General features: G+C 70.0%; 15 protein-coding genes and 2 pseudogenes. 8 read left to right on the top strand and 9 right to left on the bottom strand.

Going from position 1 to position 21,314, the window contains the following annotated elements; all coding sequences use genetic code 11:
• Window positions 1-100: 100 nt before the first annotated feature.
• Together MPSD_RS10585 and MPSD_RS10580 are read left to right on the top strand one after the other, a co-directional pair.
• Complete coding sequence (locus MPSD_RS10585) at window positions 101-1,330, top strand: PE family protein (protein ID WP_232022807.1); 1,230 nt, start codon at window positions 101-103, stop codon at window positions 1,328-1,330.
• Window positions 1,331-1,693: 363 nt separating this feature from the next.
• A complete protein-coding gene (locus tag MPSD_RS10580) occupies window positions 1,694-3,409 on the top strand; it encodes a PE family protein (RefSeq protein ID WP_086084673.1) in 1,716 nt (571 codons plus the stop codon).
• A gap of 25 nt (window positions 3,410-3,434) precedes the next feature.
• Here the strand turns inward: MPSD_RS10580 and ruvB are convergent, their stop codons facing one another.
• Genes ruvB through ruvC form a run of 3 tightly spaced genes read right to left on the bottom strand, consistent with a single transcriptional unit; the run spans window position 3,435 to window position 5,620 of the window.
• A complete protein-coding gene (ruvB, locus tag MPSD_RS10575) occupies window positions 3,435-4,472 on the bottom strand; it encodes a Holliday junction branch migration DNA helicase RuvB (protein ID WP_012393880.1) in 1,038 nt (345 codons plus the stop codon).
• A 3-nt stretch (window positions 4,473-4,475) separates the two neighbouring features.
• Window positions 4,476-5,069, bottom strand: coding sequence for a Holliday junction branch migration protein RuvA (gene ruvA, locus MPSD_RS10570; RefSeq protein WP_011739821.1), 594 nt, complete (start codon window positions 5,067-5,069; stop codon window positions 4,476-4,478).
• On the bottom strand, window positions 5,066-5,620 hold the full coding sequence (gene ruvC, locus MPSD_RS10565; RefSeq protein ID WP_011739820.1) for a crossover junction endodeoxyribonuclease RuvC: 555 nt from the start codon (window positions 5,618-5,620) through the stop codon (window positions 5,066-5,068). The genes ruvA and ruvC overlap by 4 nt, the downstream gene beginning before the upstream one ends.
• Window positions 5,621-5,834: 214 nt before the next feature.
• On the opposite strand from ruvC, the gene MPSD_RS10560 reads away from it, so the two are divergent.
• From MPSD_RS10560 to MPSD_RS10540, 5 genes are read left to right on the top strand one after another with little or no spacing between them, the layout of a single operon-like run.
• The gene (locus tag MPSD_RS10560; RefSeq protein WP_020787902.1) at window positions 5,835-6,443 is read left to right on the top strand and encodes a DUF4178 domain-containing protein; all 609 of its coding nucleotides are present in this window, start codon (window positions 5,835-5,837) and stop codon (window positions 6,441-6,443) included.
• Between the two features lie 9 nt (window positions 6,444-6,452).
• Entirely contained in the window at window positions 6,453-6,965 is a 513-nt protein-coding gene (locus MPSD_RS10555) for a DUF2617 family protein (RefSeq protein WP_012393878.1), read from the top strand.
• The gene (locus MPSD_RS10550; protein ID WP_020787903.1) at window positions 6,962-7,393 is read left to right on the top strand and encodes a DUF4247 domain-containing protein; all 432 of its coding nucleotides are present in this window, start codon (window positions 6,962-6,964) and stop codon (window positions 7,391-7,393) included. Before MPSD_RS10555 ends, MPSD_RS10550 begins: the two co-directional genes overlap by 4 nt.
• A 33-nt stretch (window positions 7,394-7,426) precedes the next feature.
• Complete coding sequence (locus tag MPSD_RS10545) at window positions 7,427-7,897, top strand: DUF350 domain-containing protein (protein ID WP_086084649.1); 471 nt, start codon at window positions 7,427-7,429, stop codon at window positions 7,895-7,897.
• Complete coding sequence (locus MPSD_RS10540) at window positions 7,894-9,474, top strand: polyamine aminopropyltransferase (RefSeq protein WP_086084648.1); 1,581 nt, start codon at window positions 7,894-7,896, stop codon at window positions 9,472-9,474. Before MPSD_RS10545 ends, MPSD_RS10540 begins: the two co-directional genes overlap by 4 nt.
• A gap of 12 nt (window positions 9,475-9,486) precedes the next feature.
• Here MPSD_RS10540 and MPSD_RS30765 read toward each other — a convergent pair.
• The 6 genes and pseudogenes from MPSD_RS30765 to MPSD_RS30745 all read right to left on the bottom strand — a co-directional run bounded on the left by MPSD_RS30765 (window position 9,487) and on the right by MPSD_RS30745 (window position 19,629).
• Window positions 9,487-11,449, bottom strand: a pseudogene (locus tag MPSD_RS30765) (PE domain-containing protein).
• 163 nt (window positions 11,450-11,612) lie between these two features.
• Window positions 11,613-12,899 carry a hypothetical protein gene (locus MPSD_RS30760; RefSeq protein ID WP_167470894.1) on the bottom strand — a complete coding sequence of 429 codons (1,287 nt, stop codon included), beginning with the start codon at window positions 12,897-12,899 and terminating at the stop codon, window positions 11,613-11,615.
• Between the two features lie 46 nt (window positions 12,900-12,945).
• Window positions 12,946-13,323, bottom strand: coding sequence for a hypothetical protein (locus MPSD_RS30755; RefSeq protein ID WP_020787908.1), 378 nt, complete (start codon window positions 13,321-13,323; stop codon window positions 12,946-12,948).
• The gene (locus MPSD_RS30750) at window positions 13,320-15,380 is read right to left on the bottom strand and encodes a PE family protein (RefSeq protein ID WP_372509690.1); all 2,061 of its coding nucleotides are present in this window, start codon (window positions 15,378-15,380) and stop codon (window positions 13,320-13,322) included. The genes MPSD_RS30755 and MPSD_RS30750 overlap by 4 nt, the downstream gene beginning before the upstream one ends.
• Window positions 15,381-15,582: 202 nt before the next feature.
• Window positions 15,583-16,080 (bottom strand): DUF6790 family protein, encoded by a 498-nt coding sequence (locus MPSD_RS10525; protein ID WP_015355884.1) that lies wholly within the window; start codon window positions 16,078-16,080, stop codon window positions 15,583-15,585.
• Between the two features lie 181 nt (window positions 16,081-16,261).
• Window positions 16,262-19,629: pseudogene (locus MPSD_RS30745) on the bottom strand (PE family protein).
• 460 nt (window positions 19,630-20,089) lie between these two features.
• Here MPSD_RS30745 and MPSD_RS10515 point away from each other — a divergent pair.
• On the top strand, window positions 20,090-21,307 hold the full coding sequence (locus MPSD_RS10515) for an Rv1453 family transcriptional regulator (RefSeq protein ID WP_086084647.1): 1,218 nt from the start codon (window positions 20,090-20,092) through the stop codon (window positions 21,305-21,307).
• Window positions 21,308-21,314: the final 7 nt, after the last annotated feature.

Here is a 21,314-nt window from a genome sequence, read left to right as displayed (position 1 = left end):
GGCTCGAAACGCCAGGTTGGGAGCAGATCGGGAAACGGCGCCCCAAAAGCCCCACGCATTCCTAGTATGTGTAAGGCACATCACACAGGTGGAGGTTGAAATGGCGTTTGTGATCGCGGCCCCGGAGCTGGTGAGCGCGGCAGCCGAGAACGTGGCGAGTATCGGCACTTCGTTGGGCGCGGCCAACGCCGCCGTCGCGGCGTCGACCACCAGCGTGCTCTCGGCGGGCGCCGATGACGTGTCGCAGGCCATCGCCGCACTACTGAGTAGTCACGGCGCGCAATATCAAGCGCTCAGCGCTCAGGCCGCGCAGTTCCACCAGGGCTTCATGCAGCTACTCAACTCTGCCGGCGGAGCCTACGCCGGCGCAGAAGCCGCCAACGTCTCCCCACTGCAGACCTTGGAATCCAACGTGGTGGGCGCACTGAACACACCCACCCAGGCGATCTTCGGACGGCCACTGATCGGCGACGGCGCCAACGGAACCGCGACGAGCCCCAACGGCGGTGCCGGCGGATTCTTGTACGGCAACGGCGGCAACGGCTACAGCTTCACCAGCGGGGGCACCCAGAGTGGCGGCACCGGCGGCTCGGCCGGACTGATCGGCAACGGCGGCAACGGCGGCAACGGCTTCCTCGGCGGGGCCGGCGGAGCCGCGGGCAGCGGCGGCTGGCTCGCCGGTAGCGGCGGCAACGGAGGTGCCGGGGGCTCGGTGACCGGCGTCGGCGAGGTCGGCGGCGCAGGCGGGGCTGGCGGCAGCGCTCCCTTGCTGGGCTGGGGCGGCAATGGCGGGGCTGGCGGTGACTCCACTCAGGGCGCCGGTGGGATGGGCGGTGCGGGCGGCGGCCTGCTGTTCGGCCTGGGCGGCTCCGGTGGGGCCGGCGGCGTTGCCACCGATGCCACCGGCATCGGCGGCACCGGCGGCACCGGTGGCGAGAGCGGCGTGATCATCGGCTACGCCCAGTCCGGGGCCGGCGGCATCGGTGGCTACGGCGGCGACATCGGTGGCACCGGCGGCGCCGGCGGCGTGGCCGGTGTGTTCGTCGGCGCGGGTGTCGGAGGGTTCGGCGGCATGGGCGGCGCCGGCACAACCGGTGGCGCGGTCGGTGTCGGCGGCCAGGGCGTCACACTCACGGGACTGGGCGTCGGTGGCATCGGCGGCGTTGGCGGATTCGGCACTGCCACCGGCGGGGACGGCGGCGCGGGCGGCCCCAAGGCGCCGCGCTGTGGGGCGCGGGCTTCGGCGGCGATGGTGCTGTCGGTGGCAACAGTTTCGTCGGAGCAGGCGGCAACGGCGGTGACGGCGGCAACGGCGGCAACATCGGGGTAGTTGCCAACGGCACCTTCACCCAAACGCTTTTCGGTGACGGCGGCAACGGCGGCAACGGCGGCACCGGCGGCACCCCTGGCACCGGCGGCGCCGGCGGCAGCGGCGGCATATTGATCGGCGCCGACGGGACGAACGGATCCTGATATCGGGCTGGCCGCGGCGCGCGGACACACGCGCCACCCCGCTGCGGCCACTCGTCACACCCATTTGGCGGACAAAAGCGCCGGTTGACCCAGGTCGGCCGGGGCGGCACAAAACCTGAGACAAATAGTCTCACCAAACGAAGGCAACCCCAACCAAGTTCAGTAAGAATGGCTTCTTTCGCTTGTTGGTGCGGGTGACCTGACTTGGGTGGAGGCCTCGATGGCGTTTGTGTTCGCGACTCCGGAGCTAGTGAGCGCGGCGGCGCAAGATGTGGCAAACATCGGCACATCGTTGGGCGCGGCCAACGCCGCCGTCGCAGCACCGACCACCAGCGTGCTGGCAGCGGGTGGCGATGAGGTGTCGCACGCCATCGCCACAATGCTGAGGAATCACGGAGCGCAATACCAAGCGCTCAGCGCCCAGGGCGCCCAGGTACACCAGCGCATTGTCCAGCTGCTCAACTCGGCCAGCGGAGTCTACGCAAGCGCAGAGGCCGCCAACGCCTCCCCACTGCAGACCCTGGAATCCACCGTGCTGGACGCGGTGAACACACCCACCCAGGCGCTGTTCGGACGCCCGCTGATCGGCAACGGCGCCAACGGAACCGCGACAAGCCCCAACGGCGGTGCCGGCGGCATCCTGTACGGCAACGGCGGCAACGGCTACAGCTTCACCAGCGGGGGCCTCCAAAACGGCGGCAGCGGCGGCTCGGCCGGACTGATCGGCAACGGCGGCAACGGCGGCAACGGCTTCCTCGGCGGGACCGGCGGAGCCGGTGGCAGCGGCGGCTGGCTCGCCGGCAGCGGCGGCAACGGGGGTGCCGGAGGTTCGGTGAGCGGCATCGGCGAGATCGCGGGTGCAGGCGGGGCCGGCGGCAACGCGCCCTTGCTGGGCTGGGGCGGCAACGGCGGGGTCGGCGGCAACGCTCCCCAGGGCACCGGCGGTATCGGCGGGGCCGGCGGCGCGCTCTCGGCCGTCGGCGGCACCGGCGGAACCGGCGGGAGCGGCGGCGTGGCCGGAGGGGACGGCGGCGCCGGCGGTGCCGGGCGCGGTCTGTTCTATGGCCTGGGCGGCGCCGGCGGCATGGGCGGTTCAGCCACCGCCGTTACCCCCCACACCGGAGGTACCGGCGGTGTGGGCGGTGAGGGCGGCGCCGTGTTCGGCTACGCCCAGGGCGGCACCGGCGGCATCGGCGGTTTCGCCAACGACACCGGCGGCCTGGGCGGCCAGGGCGGTGACGCCACAGCGCTGCTTGGTGTCGGAGTTGGCGGCGCCGGCAGCATCGGCGGCGCCGGCAACGCCGCCGCCAGCGCGGGCGGTGCGGGCCGCGGAGGAGCCGCACTCGTCGGTGTCGGCGTCGGCGGTATCGGTGGTATCGGTGGCTTCGCAAACGGCACCAGCGGCGCCGGGGGCGCGGGTGGTTCCGGCGCGGCCGTGATGGGCTTGGGCGTCGGCGGCGCCGGCAGCATCGGCGGCGCCGCCAACTCCACCGCGGGTGCCGGCGGCGACGGCGGTGAGGGCGTCGCACTCGTCGGCGTCGGCGTCGGCGGCGCCGGCAGCATCGGCGGATTCGCCAACGACTTCGGCGGCGCCGGTGGCCAGGGCGGTCAGGGCGCCGTGCTCATCGGCGCGGGCTTCGGCGGTGCGGGCGGCGACGGCGGCTCGGCAACCGTCAACGCCGTGGGCAATGGCGGCGACGGCGGCAACGCGGGCGCGTTGTTCGGCATCGGCGCCGGTGGACACGGTGGCAACGCCGGCAGTGGCGTAGGGGCGGCCAACGGCGGCAGCGTCGGGGTGATTTCCGACGGCTCGTTCACCCCGACACCCGTGGGCTACGGGGGCAACGGAGGCAACGGCGTCAATGGAGGAACCGGCGGCACCGGCGGCAGCGGCGGCACGCTGATCGGCACCGATGGGACGAACGGCTCTCCCTAGCCAGCACCGCCGCCCGGCCCACTCGCTACTCGAACAGCCCCGGCTGATTCGCTCCCGCCGGTGGCGTCATGCCCAGGTGAGTCCAGGCCAGTGCGGTGGCCACCCGGCCGCGTGGAGTGCGCGCGACCATGCCGGCACGGACCAGGAACGGCTCACACACCTCCTCCACGGTGCTGGCCTCCTCCCCTACCGCCACCGCCAGCGTCGACACACCTACCGGACCCCCACTGAAACTGCGGGTCAGGGCGGAAAGCACGGCACGGTCCAGCCGATCCAGGCCCAGCTCGTCGACGTCGTAAACCGCCAGCGCCGCCTTGGCGACATCACGGGTGATCACCCCGTCGGCACGAACCTCGGCAAAGTCACGGACGCGGCGCAACAGCCGGTTGGCGATCCGCGGAGTCCCGCGTGACCGGCGGGCGATCTCGGCCCCCGCGTCCGCACCGAGTTGGATGCCCAGAATTCCGGCGGAACGGACCAGCACTCGCTCCAGCTCAGCGGGCTCATAAAAATCCATGTGTGCGGTGAAACCGAACCGGTCACGCAGCGGCCCCGTCAACGCGCCGGATCGGGTGGTGGCCCCGACCAGGGTGAACGGCGCGACGTCCAGCGGAATCGATGTCGCCCCCGGCCCTTTGCCGACCACCACGTCGACCCGGAAATCCTCCATGGCCAGATAGAGCATCTCCTCGGCGGGCCGGGCGATGCGGTGAATCTCGTCGATGAACAGCACGTCATGCTCGACCAGGTTGGACAACATCGCGGCCAGATCGCCGGCCCGCTCGAGCGCGGGACCCGATGTCATCCGCAGGGAGGAACCAAGCTCGGCCGCGATGATCATCGCCAGCGAGGTCTTCCCGAGCCCGGGCGGACCGGACAACAGAATGTGATCCGGTGTGCCGCCGCGATTCTTGGCGCCCTGAATCACCAGCTGAAGTTGTTCGCGCACCCGTGGCTGGCCGATGAACTCACGCAATGAGCGCGGCCGCAGGCTGACGTCGACATCGCCATCGCCAACGGTCAGCGCCGGTGAGACCTCGCGCTCATCGGGATCGGTGCTCATCGACTATCGTGCCTTCCCCAACAACGACAGGGCGGCACGCAGCGCGCTCGATGTCGTCGCCTCGCCGTCGCCGGCCAACACCTTGTCGGTGGCTTCCTCGGCCTGCTTGGCGGCGAACCCGAGGCCGACCAGGGCTTCGACCACCGGAGCGCGCACGGTGTGACCGTTTACCGCGGGCGCGGTGGCGGCCGAACCCGCTGGACCGACTTTGTCGCGCAGCTCCACCACCATTCGCTCGGCGCCGCGTTTGCCAATTCCGGGTACCCGGGTCAGCGCGGTGACATCGCCGTCGGCCAACGCCTGCCGAAGCCCGTTGGCATCGTGCACCGACAGCGTCGCCATCGCCAACCGGGGCCCCACTCCAGACACCGACAGCAGTGTCAGGAACAGATCGCGGGTCTCCCCGTCAACGAAGCCGTACAGGGTCATCGAATCCTCGCGCACGATCATCGCGGTGATCAGGCGGGCATCGGTCCCCTGCCGCAGCGTCGCCAGAGTCGACGGCGTCGCGTTCACCCGATAGCCGACACCGGCGGCCTCGATGACCACGTGATCGAGTGCCACCTCGAGTACCTCACCGCGCAGCGACGAGATCATCGGGCGGCCTTGAGTTTGGCGGTATAGCTGCGCCGTTGTTGTTCGGCCAGCGCATGTGCTTTGGCCATCTGGGCGATCATAGGCGCCCTCCAGCAATGACAGATTGCCAACGCCAGTGCGTCGGCGGCGTCGGCCGGCGTCGGTTTGGTCTGCAGCGCAAGAATTCTGGTGACCATCGCGGTGACCTGTGCCTTGTCGGCGGTACCGTTGCCGGTGACCGCCGCCTTCACCTCGCTCGGGGTATGAAAGTGCACCTCCACACCACGCTTGGCCGCCGCCAGTGCGACCACGCCGCCGGCCTGCGCGGTGCCCATCACGGTCTTCACATTTTGCTGGGAGAACACCCGCTCGATCGCAACCACATCCGGACGATGCGTCTCCAGCCAGTGTTCAACGGCCTCGTTGATGGCCAGCAGCCGACTCGACAACGGGGCATCTGACGGCGTGCGCACCACGTCGACGTCCAGCGCAGTGAGCTGCCGACCCTGGCCGCTCTCGATCAGAGACAGCCCACACCGCGTCAACCCGGGGTCGACACCCATCACCCGCACTGCATGCTCCCACCTTCAGCCCTGCCGGGTCCGAACAATTGTTCGATAGCCTAGCGGCTGGCCGCCACACCGGCCGGCAGGACACGCGCGAGTTGCTCACCCAATCAATGCGGTTTGGCTGCACCCGGCCCCGGCGAAGCTGTTACGTTTGAGCACCATCGATGCGCCGTGATTGGCAAACCACTTCGCGGCAGCGCGGTACTGGAGGGTATGCGTGGGAACTCTGCTGGTTCTGCTGGCCGTGATGCTATTCATCGCCTCCATCATCGTTCTCACGGTGGCGCTGCGGCGGCCCAAGACACCAGCCAGACCCGGCCAGCGCCAAGATCCGCTCGCCTTCAACGCGATGCCGCAGTTCGGCCCACGGCAACTGGGCCCGGGTGCGATCGTCAGTTACGGCGGCGTCGACTATGTGGTGCGCGGATCGGTGACGTTCCGCGTGGGCCCCTTCGTGTGGTGGGAGCATCTGCTCGAAGGCGGCGACGAGCCGATCTGGTTCAGTGTCGAAGAGGATGAGGGGCGGCTGGAGCTCGCGATGTGGACCAAGCGCACCGATCTTGCGTTGCAGCCCAGCGGCGTTCACGTGGTCGACGGCGTCACGTTCCGGGAAGAGGAGCGGGGACGTGCCGGCTACACCACCGAGGGAACGACAGGGCTGCCGGCCGGCGGGGACATGGACTATGTCGACTACGTCAGTGCCGACGAGTCCGCGCTGCTGGGTTTCGAGCGCTGGGCGCCGGACATGCCGTGGGAGATCTCCACGGGTAAGACCGTGCTGACCGGCGAGCTGACCGTCTACCCCGCGCCCCCGGCCGCCGACTAGGGATTATCGGTGCCGCTTCATCAGCTCGCCGTGGTTCCGGCCGACGTTTCCGGGGCGCGCCTTGGGCTTGCGCTCAACGCGCCCGCGCCGCCGCCGCTGGCCACCTGCCGGATGGACCACCCCGATGGGGGTACGTTGCTGCTCGGCGTGCTGGGCGCATCACACGTCATCACCGTGGCGCACCGCGACGGCGACTTTTCCGAACAGGTCTCCTGCGCGGTTGGCGGCCACGGTGAAAGCCTTCCCGAGCGCACCGAGGCGCCCGGCTATCGCCTCCAATCACGCATCGAGACGCACGATGAATCGAGCTTCCGCAGCCTTGCGCACGACCTGCGACAGCGTTGCAGCCGCGACAACGGTTGGCTGGGCGGCGTGTTTCCCGGCGACGAGGCCGCGTTGACCGCACTGAGCGCCGAACCCGAGGGCAGGGGCTGGCGCTGGCATACCTGGCATCTGTACCCGCTGCACCCCGGCGGATCCGGCGGGACCGTCGTGCACACTACGAGTTGGTGGCATCCGTGAGCCGCAACCGGTTGTTCGTCATCGCCAGCGCGCTGGCCGTCGCCGCCTTGGTGGCCATGGTTTTCGGAGTATCCCTGTTGAACCGCAACATCGGCTCCTATATCGCCTCGCACTATCAGCAAGAATCACGTGACGTCAACGCAACGCGCTACCTCTGCGAAGGATCGCCCAAGCAGGTGGCCAACACACTGTCCAGATACAAGTCACCGGCCGCGCGTGCGTCTTATGGCGAAACCGAGTACCTGCGCTACCGGCACAACATTGTCAGCGTCGGTCCCGCTGGCACCCATCCGTGCATCATCAAAGTCGAAAACCTCAGCGCCGGATACAACCACGGCTCGTACATCTTTCTCGGCCCCGGGTTCTATCCCGGATCTCCGTCGGGTGGTTCGGGCGGCAACCCCGGCGGCCCGGGCGGCAGCAAGTAAGACCCACTTGGCGCACACGCAAAGGAGACAGCCATGTACCAGGCCATCAACCAGGCCGGAGTCCAGTTCGGCACCCTCAGCGTCGATCCGCTCCTGCGGGGCGTGGTCGCCAGCGTTCTGTACTTCCTGGTCGCCTTCGCCATCCTGATCGTCGGCTTCGTGATGGTCAACCTGCTGACCCCGGGAAATCTGCGCACCCTGGTGTTCGTCGAACGTCGCCCCAACGCGGTCGTGCTGGCCTGCTCCATGTACGCCGCGCTGGCCCTGGTCATCATCAGCGCCATCTTCACCAGCTCCAACCAGCTCGGCGAGGGCCTGCTCGGGGTCGCGCTCTACGGGCTCGTCGGCGTCGCCCTGCAAGGGGCGGCGCTGGTAGTCCTCGAAATTGCAGTGCCGGGCCGCTTTCGGGATCACATCGAGGCGACCCAACTGCATCCGGCAGCCTTTGCCGCCGCGGTGATGCTGCTGTCGGTGGGAGGTGTGATCGCTGCCGCGCTGTCATGACCGCGACTGATCACGCACTGGCACCCGACACCGTCGGGACCGTGACGGCCTCGGGACGCTGGCGGGCACTGCTGCTGGCGGCCGTCGCGGCCTGTGCGGCGTGCGGCATCATCTACGAACTCGCACTGCTCACGCTGTCGACCAGCCTGGATGGTGGCGGCATCGTGGCCACCTCGTTGATCGTGGCCGGCTACATCGCCGCGCTGGGTGCCGGTGCCCTGCTGGTCAAACCGCTGCTGGCGCACGCGGCCATCGCCTTCATCGCGGTCGAAGTCCTGCTGGGCATCATCGGCGGGCTGTCCGCGGCGGCGCTTTACGTGGCGTTCGCCTTCATCGATGGGTCGACCTGGGTGCTTGCGCTGGGCACCGCCCTGATCGGCGGACTGGTCGGTGCCGAGGTCCCACTGCTGATGACGCTCCTGCAGCGCGGCCGGTTGGCCGAGGCGGCCGACACCGGCCGCACCCTGGCCAACCTCAACGCCGCCGACTATCTGGGGGCCCTGATCGGTGGACTGGTCTGGCCTTTCGTCCTGCTGCCGCATCTGGGCATGATCCGCGGTGCGGCCGCCACCGGCATCGTCAACCTGGTGGCGGCGGCCGTCGTGTCGATCTTCCTGCTCCGTCAGGTCGTTTCCACCCGGCAGCTGGCGATGGCGCTGTGCTCTCTACTTGCCGCGCTCGGGCTGCTGGTCACGCTGCTGGTCCATGCCCGCGACATCGAGACCACCAGCCGCCAAGAGCTTTACGCCGACCCGATCATCGCCTACCGCCACACCTCCTACCAGGAGATCGTGGTGACCCGGCGCGGCAACGACCTGCGTCTGTACCTCGATGGCGGGCTACAGTTCTCCACCCGAGACGAGTACCGCTACACCGAAAGCCTGGTCTACCCGGCACTGGGTGACGGCGCCCGCTCGGTGCTGGTGCTGGGCGGCGGTGACGGACTGGCGGCCCGTGAACTGCTGCGCCTGCCCCGCATCGAGCGGATCGTGCAGGTGGAACTGGACCCCGCGGTCATCGAGCTGGCGCGCACCACCATGCGCCAGGCCAACGGTGGTGCGCTGGATGACCCGCGCGTGCAGGTGGTGATCGGCGACGCGATGAAATGGCTGCGCGGGACTGACTCGGGCCAGTCCCGCCGCTTCGACGCGGTCATCGTCGACCTGCCCGATCCGGATACTCCGGCGTTGGGGCGGCTGTATTCCGCCGAGTTCTATGCGCTTGCCGCCCACGCCCTGGCCCCCGATGGCTTGATGGTGGTGCAGGCCGGCAGCCCGATTTCCACCCCGACCGCGTTCTGGCGCACCGTCTCAACCATCAAGGCCGCCGGATATGCGGTCACGCCCTACCACGTCCACGTGCCCACCTTCGGCGACTGGGGATTCGCCCTGGCCAGGCGGGGTGGCACCGCGCCCATCCCCGCCGTACCGGCCGACGCACCGTCGCTGCGCTTCCTCAACCAGCCGGTGCTCAACGCCGCCACCGTGTTCTCCAGCGACGTCGGACCCAACATGCTCGAGCCGTCCACCCTGAACAATCCGCGCATCGTCGAGGACATGCGCCGAGGATATAGGTGATCGCGGCCGGCTCTAGGGCAGGAATGGGTTGAAAACCGGCGGAATGATTTCGTTGCCGGTCACGCCGGTGAGCCGGATCCAAATCTGCGCGGGGATATTCACCAACTGGTAGACGCCGACTCCGAGCCATGAGACCGGTACCTGCAGGAAGCTGGGCACCGCATTGACGAGGTTTTCTACCTGCTCGTATACCACGAACGGAATCGTGGTCACGAGCGTGCGTGACGCCAGCCTCAGGCTGGTCGGAATATTCGGATACCCCTGCGCGGCGAAATCGGCGCTGAGCACACTGAAAAGGTTGTTGCCGGGGTCAACGTAGGTGCTGTCGAAACTGGGATCCGTCAGCGGCGCACCCTGCATGTACGGCAGCGGAGGAATGTGGAATTGGTCCAGGATTGTTGGTGTGGTGCTGACGATTTGCCATGAATTGTTGATAAATCCATCGTGGGCGTCGTTGTAGGCCTGATCGAAGATCAGGAAGGTTGCGGTCTCACGCGGCGATTGGAAGCCGTGAGTGAGACTGAACTGTTGGGCCCCCGTTTCACCATGGTCGGTGAGCACAAGCGTGGAGAATTCTTCGTGGTGCATTTGCTCCCAGTTGTATACCGCTCCCAATCTCCCACCGCCGTCTTGGGTTTGGGAACCAAGGTTGTAGTCCATGTTCCGAATGGCCAGCTGGTATTGCGGCGAATCACCACCGTACATATGTGCGTTGTTATCGACACCGACAAAGTACGAGAAGATGAGGTTTCCCTGTTGTGGATCGGCGGCCATAATCGCGGCCTGGGTCTTCGTGCCGACCAGGTTCTGCGTCGCGATCCAGTTCGTATCACCGGCGACCTGCGGGACGAACTCGATGTTGTCGGCCGGGTGCGAGCCGGCCCCGGCTATGTCGGCAATGACCGGCCAGTTTGCGATGACGGTGGTGTTGACCTGGTCGCCATAGGTGGCCTCGAGCTGGTTGTACACGGTCGACCAGGTGTCGTATGTCCAGGGAGTGAAGACGTTGTTGGACACGCCCGCCGTCTCGCTCCACACTCCGGTCTGGATGGTCGTCCACGAGGGGTTGGAGATGCTGGTGTGCCCGGAGATCGTCGACGCGGCGGTGACGCTATGCAGCATCAGCGCGTGGAAGTTCGGGGTGCCGGCGGGATCGGCCAGAATGCTGGCCAGGTTCGTGCCGTCGGTGCCGATCAACAGGAAATTCGCATCTGGTGCGGACAGAAAAAGAGCCAGGGCCTGTTGTTGAGACAGGTACAGCACGTCGGCGTGTCCCCCAGGGGTACCGGTGGCACCCGGGTTGCCTAACAAGGACAGCGCACTGCCGCCGAACCCTCCCGCCCCGCCGGCAATGTTTCCCGTTCCCCCCCTCCCGTACCGCCGGTCCCACCATTGCCCAGCAACCATCCGCCCGTGCCGCCGACGCCGCCGACGCCACCGCCGATGCCCCGACGCCGCCGACGCCGCCGTTACCGATCAGCCCGGCGTTTCCGCCAGACCCTCCCTGCTGGCCCGGTGCCCCCGAGCCACCCGCCCCGCCATTGCCCCACAGAATGCCGCCGGCCCCACCGGCTTGGCCGGTGCCGGGCGCGCCATTGGCTCCTTCGCCGATCAACGGACGCCCCAACAGCAGGTTCGTGGGCGCGTTGACCACACCCAGAACGTCATCGATGAGGATCTGCAGTGGGTTGGCATTGGCGGCCTCCGCGGCCGCATACGCCCCGCTGGCCGTACTCAGCGCCTGCACAAATTGCTCGTAGAACACCGCCGCGCGCGCACTGAGCAGCTGGTACTCCTGAGCGTGGCCAGCAAACAACGAGGCGATCGCCGTCGACACTTCGTCTCCGGCAGCGGCCATCAACGTACTGGTCGGAGCAAACGCGGCCAGGTTCGCCGCCATGATCGAAGAAGCGATGCCCTCCGCATCTGCCGCCGCTGTCATCAATAGGTCCGGTGCAGCGATCAGATACGACATGTTGGCCCTCCAACTCGGCAAGCCCGCAACCATCGGCAGCTGTGACCCCGCTCATAATTGCACTTTTTCGGCGCGTTTCCGAGTACTAGATTCAGGCGGCCGACGCGGCATGGCACGCAACCGGCATCGCATCACATACGAATTCGCTGCTGCCGCAATGTGTTCAGCCGCCCCCGGTTCCGCCGTCGCCACCGCTGCCGCCGATGACCCCGTTGGGACCGGAGCCCGCAGAGCCGACCTGGCCGGACCATCCAAAGCCGCTATCGCCGCCATGGCCGCCGGTGCCACCACTTCCGCCGGGGGCACCCGTGCCGAAAGGCGGCGGAGTTCCTGTCCCGGTGCCACCGCCACCGCCGGCGCCTCCGGTGCCACCGCGTCCGGCCCCCGCGGTTCCGGTACCGCCGTCACCGCCATCGCCGCCGGTACCACCATCGCCGGCGTCAGCAAACAGGGACGCGTCAGCCCCGCGGCCGCCGTTGCCCCCGGAGCCGCCCTTGCCGCCCGCACCATTGGTGCCGTTGCCGCCGTCACCGCCGACGCCGCCGGTACCACCCTTGTTGTAAATGCCGGCGCCGGAGCGGCCGCCGGTGCCCCCGGAGCCGCCGTCGCCACCGCTGGAGCCGTTACTGCCGGCGCCTCCGTCGCCGTACTCGGGGTTGACGATGCCACCGCCGTCGGCATTGCCACCCGCGCCGCCATTGCCCCCGGCGCCACCGGCGCCGGTACCGCCAGTGGGGCCTGCCCCGGCCACAGTGACCCCATCACCGCTGGTACCGCCGGCCCCACCGGCACCACCGGTCCCACCACCACCGCCAGCGCCACCGTGGCCCCCGTTGCCGGCGAAGGGTTCAAACACGGTGGCATCGGCTCCGCCGCCGCCGGTGCCACCCTTGCCTCCGGTGCCGCCGGTTCCGCCCTTGCCGCCAAGGCCGCCGGCGCCGGCATCGCCGTCGTGGAATGCTCCGCCAGCGTGGGCCTGACCACCAATCCCACCGACGCCGCCGGCGCCACCGGCGCCACCGCTACCGCCCAGGCCGCCCCCGCCGCCCGCGCCACCCGCACCGTCCTGAACGCCAGCGACACCGGCGCCGCCCGCCGAACCACCGCCGCCCTGCCCGCCGGCGGCGCCGTTCCCGCCGGCACCACCGTTTCCGCCCTTGCCGCCGTTGCCATAGAGTCCGCCGTCACCGCCGACACCGCCGGCCCCACCCTTGGCGCCGGCGGTTGCCGCACTGCCGCCATCTCCGCCGTCGCCTCCGTTACCACCCGCGGTCAGGCGGGACCCGGTCGCGCCGTCAGCACCGGTAGTCAAGCCGGTGCCGCCTTTGCCGCCCGCCCCGCCGGCGCCGTTATTGCCGCCGTGGCCACCGTTGCCGCCAGTGCCTGCGGAGCCCGCGGCCGCGTCTGCACCATCACCGCCGTTACCGGCGAGACCGCCGGTGCCGCCCATGCCGCCGGCTCCCCCGCACCCTCGGCTCCATCCGCGTACGAGGCCGCTAACGCTTTGCCGGCGGCTCCGCCATTACCGCCCTGCCCGCCGGACCCGCCTTTGCCGCCATCGCCGCCGGTTCCCCCGTTGACGTTGCCGCCCGAGACTCCGTGGTCGCCGTTGCTGCCGTTACCACCGACACCACCGCCACCGCCCATGCCGCCGTCACCACCATCGCCGCCCTGCCGGCCATGGCTCCACCCGAACCGCCGGCACCACCGGTACCGCCGGTCCCACCGGTAGAACCGTCTCCCCCGGTTTGTCCGCCCGGGGCGAGGAAGCTGATACCGCCCTGACCGGTGCCGCCGTCGCCGCCCTTACCGCCGTTGCCGTACAGTCCGCCGTCACCACCGTCTCCGCCGGCAGCGCCCTTGCCGCCGATCATGACGGAATCGGCGCCGCGCCCGCCGTTGCCGCCGTTGCCGCCGGATGTGGTCGTGGTCCCGGATGCGCCGTCCGTACCGGTGGTGGAGCCACTACCGCCGGTCCCGCCCGCGCCGCCGGCGCCGTTGTCGCCGCCGTCCCCGCCGGTGCCACCGATGCCATTGCCGCCATTGGCAAACGTGCCGGCCGCGCCGGTGCCGCCATCACCCGCGAGCCCTCCGGCACCACCTTTCCCGCCGGCCCCGCCCACGCCTTGGACACCGTCGGAATATCCGGCCGCCTGCGCATGACCGGCCAGCCCACCGTTACCGCCCTGGCCGCCGGCACCTCCGGCCCCGCCGTCACCGCCGCCGCCACCGTTGGGGTTCGGGCCGGTGACCCCGTCCGCCCCGCGCGAACCGCTACCTCCCGAGCCCCCCTGGCCACCATGACCGCCGGCACCACCGTCTCCGCCGTGACCCGCCATGGCGCCGCCCATCCCACCGGCGCCGCCTTCGCCGCCGGACCCGCCGATGCCGCCGCCACCACCGTCTTGTCCGGGTGGAAAGACGATCGAGAACCGCTCGCACCCCCCATCCCATCGCCGCCGGCGCCACCGGCGCCGCCGTTGCCATACCTTCCGCCGTCACCCCCCGCCCCACCAGAAGCACCGGAAATGCCGGTGCCATAGCCATCCGCACCACGACCGCCATTACCGCCGTTGCCGCCGGTGGTCGGGCTCAGCCCGCCCGCGCCGGCCGCCCCGGCGCTGGATCCGGCACCCCCGGCTCCGCCGGCGCCGCCGCTGCCCGGATCACCCCCGTGACCGCCGTTCCCGCCCGCACCGGTGCCGCCAAAGAACGTGCCGGCGGCGCCGTCTCCACCGTTGCCGGTCCCGCCACCGGCTCCCCCGTCGCCGCCGGCTCCACCCGCGCCCTGCCCACTCAAGAAGCTGATCCACCCGCCCCGGCCGCCGGCGCCACCAACCCCACCGGCGCCTCCGTCGCCACCATTACCGCCGTTGCCGCCCGCACTGCCCAAAGTCACCGCGTTGGCACCAGAACCACCGGCACCGCCGCTACCGCCAGAGCCCACAGAGCCGCCGGCCCCACCACCGCCGACCAACCAGCCACCGCGCCCACCGGCCCCGCCGTCACCGGCGTCACCGCCGCCGCTGCCGGCGTCACCGGCCCCACCCGAAGCACCGGCGCCACCGTGGGCTCCGTCACCACCGTGGCCACCGACACCCCACAGGCCGGCCGCCCCTCCCGTGCCGCCATGGCCACCGCTACCCGCGGCGACGCTCACAATGCCAGCACCGCCAGCACCGCCGACGCCACCGGCACCGCCACCTCCACCGTTGCCGTACACCAGACCGCCGAGGCCACCATCGCCACCGGCCCCGCCGCTGCCGGACCCCGCACCGGTACCGCCGTGGCCTCCGACACCACCGGTGCCAAATAGCCGGGCGTTGCCGCCCTGTCCGCCGGCCCCGCCATCGGTGGTGCCGATACCACCGGCACCACCGACCGCCCCGTTGCCGACCAACCCACTGGCACCACCGGCGCCGCCGTTGCCGATCAAGCCCGCCGCGCCACCGGCACCGCCGGCCTGGCCCGCCGCACCCGAGCCGCCGCTACCGCCATTGCCCCACAAGATGCCGCCGGCCGCACCGGCCTGCCCGGTCCCTGCGGCCCCGTCAGCGCCATTGCCGATCAGCGGCCGCCCGAACAATGCCTGAGTGGGAGCATTGACCAGGTTCAGCAGGTCTTGCTCGACGTTCTGCAGCGGCAACACGTTGACCAGTTCGGCGGCCGAATAGGCGCCGACGCCGTTGGTCAGCGTCTGCACAAACTGCTCATGAAAGACCGAAAGCTGCGTGCTGATCGCCTGGTACTCCAGCGCGTGCGTACCGAACAACGCCGCGATCACCGCAGATACCTCGTCGGCGCCGGCGGCCAATATGGTCGTGGTCGACCCCGCCGCCGCCACATTGGCCGCGCTGATCGTCGACCCCAACCGCTCCAAATCCGATGCCGCGACCGCCACCATTTCGGGAGCCACACCCACAAAAGACATCTCGCACCTTCCCGCAACCCGCCCCTGGCCAGCGGTCACCGATACGTCAAAGCCGTGTCAGGCGACACAACACCGCGCCATGGTTGCTGCTCGGGTTACGGGCGGCCAAGGGCAAAATCCCCCCAACCAATGCGCCCACCAATTGCAATGCACAATTGCCCACGCGGGGCTTGCCGGAAAAGGTTGGGTGCGACCTACCGGCCTACCGGACTACCGGCCGGTCGGGCACCGCGTCACCACCGTGTCGCCGCGACCCGACATACAGCGCCCACACGATGATGGGTAGCACAACGTCGATCCACAGCGGAACCCCGATGTTGTCCGGCTCGACGTTGTGCTCAGCTATCCAGAAATAGATGTGGCCGGCGGCATCGCCGAGGTATTGCACGCTGAGCACCACGATCGTTGCCAGCCAGAAGTGGCCTCGAAACCAGTACGCCATGATCCCCACCACGCCGATCGCCAGGTCACCCATGGCGTTCTCCCACTGGAAGCCGCCGTCGCCGCGGGTGTATCCGATCAATGTGGCGATGTGCGGGCCATCAAGGACGTGAAAGCCGGCTCCCAACAGTGAGTTGAACCCCACTACTGCCACCATCCACCACACCATGTGAACGTCGGCGGCCAGTCGGTCCTTGCTGCGCCAGCTTTGGACGAAGCCGCCGACCACCGCAACGAGAACTGCGGCAATCGTGAACATGTCTACCTTCCTCACTCCGTGTGCCTGCTGCGGGTTTCCGGCGCAATGTCCTCATGGCGTGCTGAGGTGCCTCGATGGCAGGCCGACCAAACCGAGCGCGATCGTGCCGTCGTCCCGGATGCACAGACCCGCTAGGTGGGGTCAAAGATACTGAAGTGGTTGATGCCGACGCGCGTGGTGATCACGTGCCGGCGCCGGCACCGCCGCTTCCGCCGGCTCCGCCGGTTCCACCAAACTGTCCGCTGGGGTCGCCGCCGTCTTGGCCGTCGGTTCCCGACTGGCCGCTAACGAACCCGCTCGACCCGCCGTCACCGCCATTTCCGCCGTCACCGCCGCTGCCGGCCGGAGTGGAACCGAAAGGCGGTTGGGAGCCGTTCCCACCGTTGCCGCCGGTGCCGCCCAACCCGCCATCCCCGCCGGGGCCGACCAGACTGTGGCCGCCGCCACCGCCCCTGCCGCCGGGACCTCCATTCTGGCCAAACCCGCCGGCCCCGCCGTTCCCGCCGTCGCCGCCGTCTCCGCCGCCGGCGACACCAAAGCCGCCCTGACCGCCGCCCCCACCCGGGCTGCCCACACCAAAGGCGGAGCTGCCGGAGTCACCGGCGTCGCCTCCGTCTCCTCCGTGGCCGCCAACCCCGGCCGTTCCTACGCCGCCGAGACCGCCCTGGCCGCCCCAGCCTCCCGTAGCGCCAGGAGAGCTGCCGCCGGCCCCGCCGTCCCCGCCGTCGCCACCTTGGGAGCCATCTCCGCCCACGCCACCCGCGCCGCCGGACCCTGCGGCCTCGAAGAGGCCACCGGTTCCACCGAAGCCACCGTTGCCGCCGTCGCCGCCCGCGGCCTGGCTGCCGTCAAGTCCCGATGCGCCCGAGGTTGAGCCGGCACCGCCTTCCCCACCGAGCCCGCCTGCGCCGGCATTGCCGCCAGCTCCGCCGTATTGGCCATTCGCACCTGGGGTGGTGCCGTGAAGTCCGTCGAAGCCGTTACCGCCGTTCCCGCCCATCGCGCCGTCGCCACCAGCACCGCTGCGGCCACCGTCACCGGCAACGGCCCCGCCATCACCACCAGCACCGCCGGCGCCACCAGCACCGCCGTCACCACCGTCAGCACCCGAGGCCCCGAAAGTCACGGCCGAGGTGCCGTCAACGCCGGCCTTGCCATCACCACCGTTACCGCCAACACCACCATCGCCGACCACCCCGCCGTCACCGCCGGCGCCGCCGGCCTGACCCGCAGCGGTGGCGTCGGCGCCGTCGCCGCCAGCACCACCGTCACCTCCGGTTCCGTATGCGCCCGCAGATGCACCGTTGGCGGCGTGGGTGCCATTGCCGCTGTCGCCGCCGAGGCCGCCACTGCCTCCAACGCCTGCGTCACCGCCGTTGCCGCCGTCTCCGGCGTTGCCTGCCTGCCCGCCGGCACCGCCGGAACCGCCGGAACCATGACTGCCGTCGAGGTATCCAGTCGCCTGCGCCAGCCCACCGGCACCACCGGCCCCGCCGGCCCCGCCATCTCCGCCGTCACCACCGGTTTGACCGGCCGCGCCAGCTACGGTGGCATCGGCGCCCGCCGACCCGCTGCCGCCGTGGCCTCCGTCGCCTCCGTCGCCTCCGGTTCCACCGGCACCACCATCACCGGCGTGCAGGCCGCCGGCACCGCCGGCACCGCCAGTTCCGCCGATGCTCCCGGCACCGCCATCGGTGCCGGAGAGCCCACCCGGGCTGATGAACGTGATGCCGGGGCTACCGTCTGCGCCGGTCCCCCCGTTCCCGCCGACACCACCGTCACCGACCAGACCGCCGTCGCCGCCGGCCCCGCCATCACCGCCGGCGCTGCCGGTGGTGACAGCGGCCGCACCGTCGCCGCCGGCCCCGCCATCGCCGCCGTGACCCGGCCCGTCATCGCCGGCGGTGAGACCTTCCATCCCCGCGGTCGAGCCGGCGCCGCCCTGCCCGCCAGCGCCTCCAAGACCTGGGTCGCCGCCGTCACCACCGTCGCCGCCCTTGCCACCGCCGACAATGGCGTCGGCCCCGTCGCTACCGTTGCCGGCCTGTCCGCCCAGACCTCCATCGCCGCCGGCGCCACCGACGCCTTGCATCCCGGTCTGGCCCTCCGGTCCGGCCCGCCTACACCACCATCACCGCCACGACCGCCGGCTCCACCTCGGCCACCATTGCCGCCATCATTGCCATCCGCGCCAGCACCGGCGGCCGCCGCGCCCTCGGCGCCTTTGCCTCCGGCCGCACCGTCACCACCAATCCCGCCGGCACCGCCGGCCCCGCCCGCCCCCTGGCTACCGTCGGCATAGCCGGCCGCCAACGCGTGACCGCCGGCACCACCCTCACCGCCGGCGCCGCCGGCGCCACCGGCACCACCGGCTCCGCCGACACCGCCATCCTGGCCCGCGCCAGCGGCATCGACACCGACCGAACCATCACCGCCGGTCCCACCGACTCCCCCAATTCCGCCGGCGCCGCCGGTAGTGATCGAGTCCGCACCAGCACCGCCGGCGCCGCCGTTGCCACCGCTGCTCGGGGTGGATCCGGTCGCGCCCGTCGCGGCGCGACTGCCGCCAGCGCCGGAACCGCCGGTCCCGCCCGCGCCGCCGGCGCCGGGGTCACCGCCGTTTCCGCCGTTGCCGCCGGTCCCAAATCCAGCACCCGGGTTCACCGCCATGGAGCCGTGCGCGCCGCCGCCTCCATCACCGGGAGTCCCGCCGGTGCCGCCGGCGCCGCCGACGCCGCCGGTACCGTGAGCGCTGAACAGCCACCCACCGGCCCCGCCATTGCCGCCGCCCTCACCCACGCCGTCAGCGACCCCACCGGTCCCACCCGCGCCGCCGTTGCCATACAGCCAGCCACCGGAACCACCGGCACCGCCAGAGCCGCTGCCCACACCACCGCTTCCGCCGGCACCCCCATTACCCCAGAGCCAGGTGTTGCCACCGGCCCCACCGACCGCGCCGGCACCGCCCACCCCGCCGGCGCCACCATTGCCGTAGAGCCAGCCGCCGGCACCGCCAGCTCCACCAGCACCGCCCGCGCCACCCGCGCCGCCCGCCCCGCCGGAGCCGATCAACCCCGCGGCTCCAGCGGCCCCGCCGGCTTGACCCACCCCGCCTGAGCCACCGGCACCACCGTTTCCGTACAGCAACCAACCGGCTCCACCGGCTTGGCCACTACCGGGCGCCCCGTTGGCGCCGTCTCCGATCAGCGGACGTCCAAACAGCGCCTGGGTGGGGGCATTCACCAACCCCAGCAAACCCTGCTCGGCATTGGCCGCCTCGGCCCGCAGATACGAACCGGCGCCGGTGTTCAGGCTTTGCGCGAATCGGTCATGGAAAGCCGCCAACTCTGCACTGATCGCCTGGTATTGCTGTGCGTGGGTGCCGAACAAGGCCGCGATCGCCGCCGACACCTCATCGGCGGCGGCCGACAATACCGTTGTTGTCGCTGCCGCAGCAACCGAATTCGCCTGGGCTATCGCCGAATTGATTCCCGACAAATCCGAAGCCGCCGCAACCACCATCTCCGGCGTCACACTCACAAATGACATTTGCCCCACCCTCCCGTTAACCCACCAGTACCCACGACGATCAACCCTTTGCCAGCGGTTGCCGACAAAGGGAAATGCGAAAAATATACCGCCAGTTCAAGCCCCTGTAGAGCTGGCGACCTACGAGCTGCGCCCCCAACGATCCCGGTTGCTCAAGTGCAGCCCAATGGACAAAAACTCCGAACCCGCCTTAGAAGACCGGCAGAAGTGCACCTACCAATTCACGCCGGTACGTGCTAATGGCGCACCCGAGTTCAACGAGCCTCGCCCGGCACGAATTACCGGCGTGGATATCTGCGGCCGTCCCGCAAACAACAAACGCGCAGCTAAACAACCTCGGATGCGGCGGCAGCACCCGGCGGGCACCGTCAGCCACGGATCGCTGCGACTGTGCCAAGCCCCGCTCTCCCCTACCATCGGGACCGTGGCGAGCCCAAGCAATCCATCACTCTCCCCACGCATGCGCGAGCTGATCCGCCACACCGCGCGCATCGCTCTCAACCCCACCCAGCAATGGCTCGATGAACTCGACCGCACCACCTTGGCCGCCAATCCGGCCCTTTCCGATGATCCCGCCCTGATCGAAATCATCAGCCGCGCAAACCGTGCCAACCTGATCCATTTCGCCATTGCCATCTTGCGCGATCCCGGCGGCCCGGTGCCAGCAAACTTCGGGCCCGAACCGCTGCGGATGGCCCAAGAGCTGCTCAACCGCGGCCTGGAGGCGCTCGCCGCCGACATCTACCGAATCGCGCACAACGTGGCATGGGAGCGCTGGACCGACATCGCGTTCGGCCTGACGTCCAACCCCCAAGAACTGCGCGACCTCCTCGATGTGGCGTTCCGCTCTTCCAACGACTTCATCGACGCCACCATTGCGGGCATCCCCGCACAGCTACCCCTGGAATACGATGCGCTGACCCGCGAAGTCAGCGCCCAGCGCCGCAAAGTCGTCGAACAGATCCTCGGCGGCGCCCCCGTCAACCGGGAACGCGCCGAAGCGCAGTTGGGCTATCTCCTGGATCGCGCCCATACCGCCGCCATCGTTTGGTCCGACGAGCCCGACGGCGACCACGGCCAACTGGACCAGGCGGCCGACGCGTTCTGCACGGCGCTCGGCTGTCGGGCACCATTGATCGTGGTCACCAATTCCGCGACTCGTTGGGTATGGGTGAACGACGCCGCCACCCCGGTCGGAGACCGTATCCAACAGGTGCTCACCGACGCGCCAACGGTACGGCTTGCCGTCGGCAACACCAGGCGAGGTATCGAGGGGTTCCGACGCAGTCACCGCGACGCACAGACGACGCAGCGCATGCTGACCCGGCTCGGCGCACCCCAGCGCACCGCCCACTTTGCGGACACCCAAATGGTCGAGTTGCTCACCCAAGACCTAGAGGGTGTCGACGAGTTCATCGAATGCACGCTCGGGGAATTCCAGTCGGCCAGCCCGGTACTGCACGCCACCTTGCTGACCTACATCAACCAGCAATGCAATGCCGCACGCACCGCAAAGGCCCTCTACATCCACCGCAATACGCTGGTGCACCGGCTCGAGACCGCGCACCGACTCCTGCCCCAGCCGGTCGAGGCGAACATCGTTCACATCGCCGTGGCACTGGAAGTCCTACAGTGGCGCAGCGATCGGGATGGCGATTCCCTTCGGGCCATCACCTAAGCCCGGG

This window comes from Mycobacterium pseudoshottsii JCM 15466 (assembly GCF_003584745.1).
In the GTDB taxonomy this organism is placed as follows: domain Bacteria; phylum Actinomycetota; class Actinomycetes; order Mycobacteriales; family Mycobacteriaceae; genus Mycobacterium; species Mycobacterium marinum.
The sequence above is the reverse complement of the archived record's forward strand: the minus strand, read 5'-3'. Positions and strand labels throughout refer to the sequence as shown.

Bases quoted from the DNA above. Each gene is read 5' to 3' on its own strand.
- MPSD_RS10585 (WP_232022807.1), top strand. From the start codon at position 101: ATGGCGTTTGTGATCGCGGCCCCGGAGCTGGTGAGCGCGGCAGCCGAG.
- MPSD_RS10580 (WP_086084673.1), top strand. From the start codon at position 1,694: ATGGCGTTTGTGTTCGCGACTCCGGAGCTAGTGAGCGCGGCGGCGCAA.
- ruvB (WP_012393880.1), bottom strand. From the start codon at position 4,472: ATGAGCACCGATCCCGATGAGCGCGAGGTCTCACCGGCGCTGACCGTT.
- ruvA (WP_011739821.1), bottom strand. From the start codon at position 5,069: ATGATCTCGTCGCTGCGCGGTGAGGTACTCGAGGTGGCACTCGATCAC.
- MPSD_RS10545 (WP_086084649.1), top strand. From the start codon at position 7,427: ATGTACCAGGCCATCAACCAGGCCGGAGTCCAGTTCGGCACCCTCAGC.
- MPSD_RS10540 (WP_086084648.1), top strand. From the start codon at position 7,894: ATGACCGCGACTGATCACGCACTGGCACCCGACACCGTCGGGACCGTG.
- MPSD_RS30760 (WP_167470894.1), bottom strand. From the start codon at position 12,899: ATGGGCGGCACCGGCGGTCTCGCCGGTAACGGCGGTGATGGTGCAGAC.
- MPSD_RS30755 (WP_020787908.1), bottom strand. From the start codon at position 13,323: ATGATCGGCGGCAAGGGCGCTGCCGGCGGAGACGGTGGTGACGGCGGA.
- MPSD_RS30750 (WP_372509690.1), bottom strand. From the start codon at position 15,380: ATGTCTTTTGTGGGTGTGGCTCCCGAAATGGTGGCGGTCGCGGCATCG.
- MPSD_RS10525 (WP_015355884.1), bottom strand. From the start codon at position 16,080: ATGTTCACGATTGCCGCAGTTCTCGTTGCGGTGGTCGGCGGCTTCGTC.
- MPSD_RS10515 (WP_086084647.1), top strand. From the start codon at position 20,090: ATGCGCGAGCTGATCCGCCACACCGCGCGCATCGCTCTCAACCCCACC.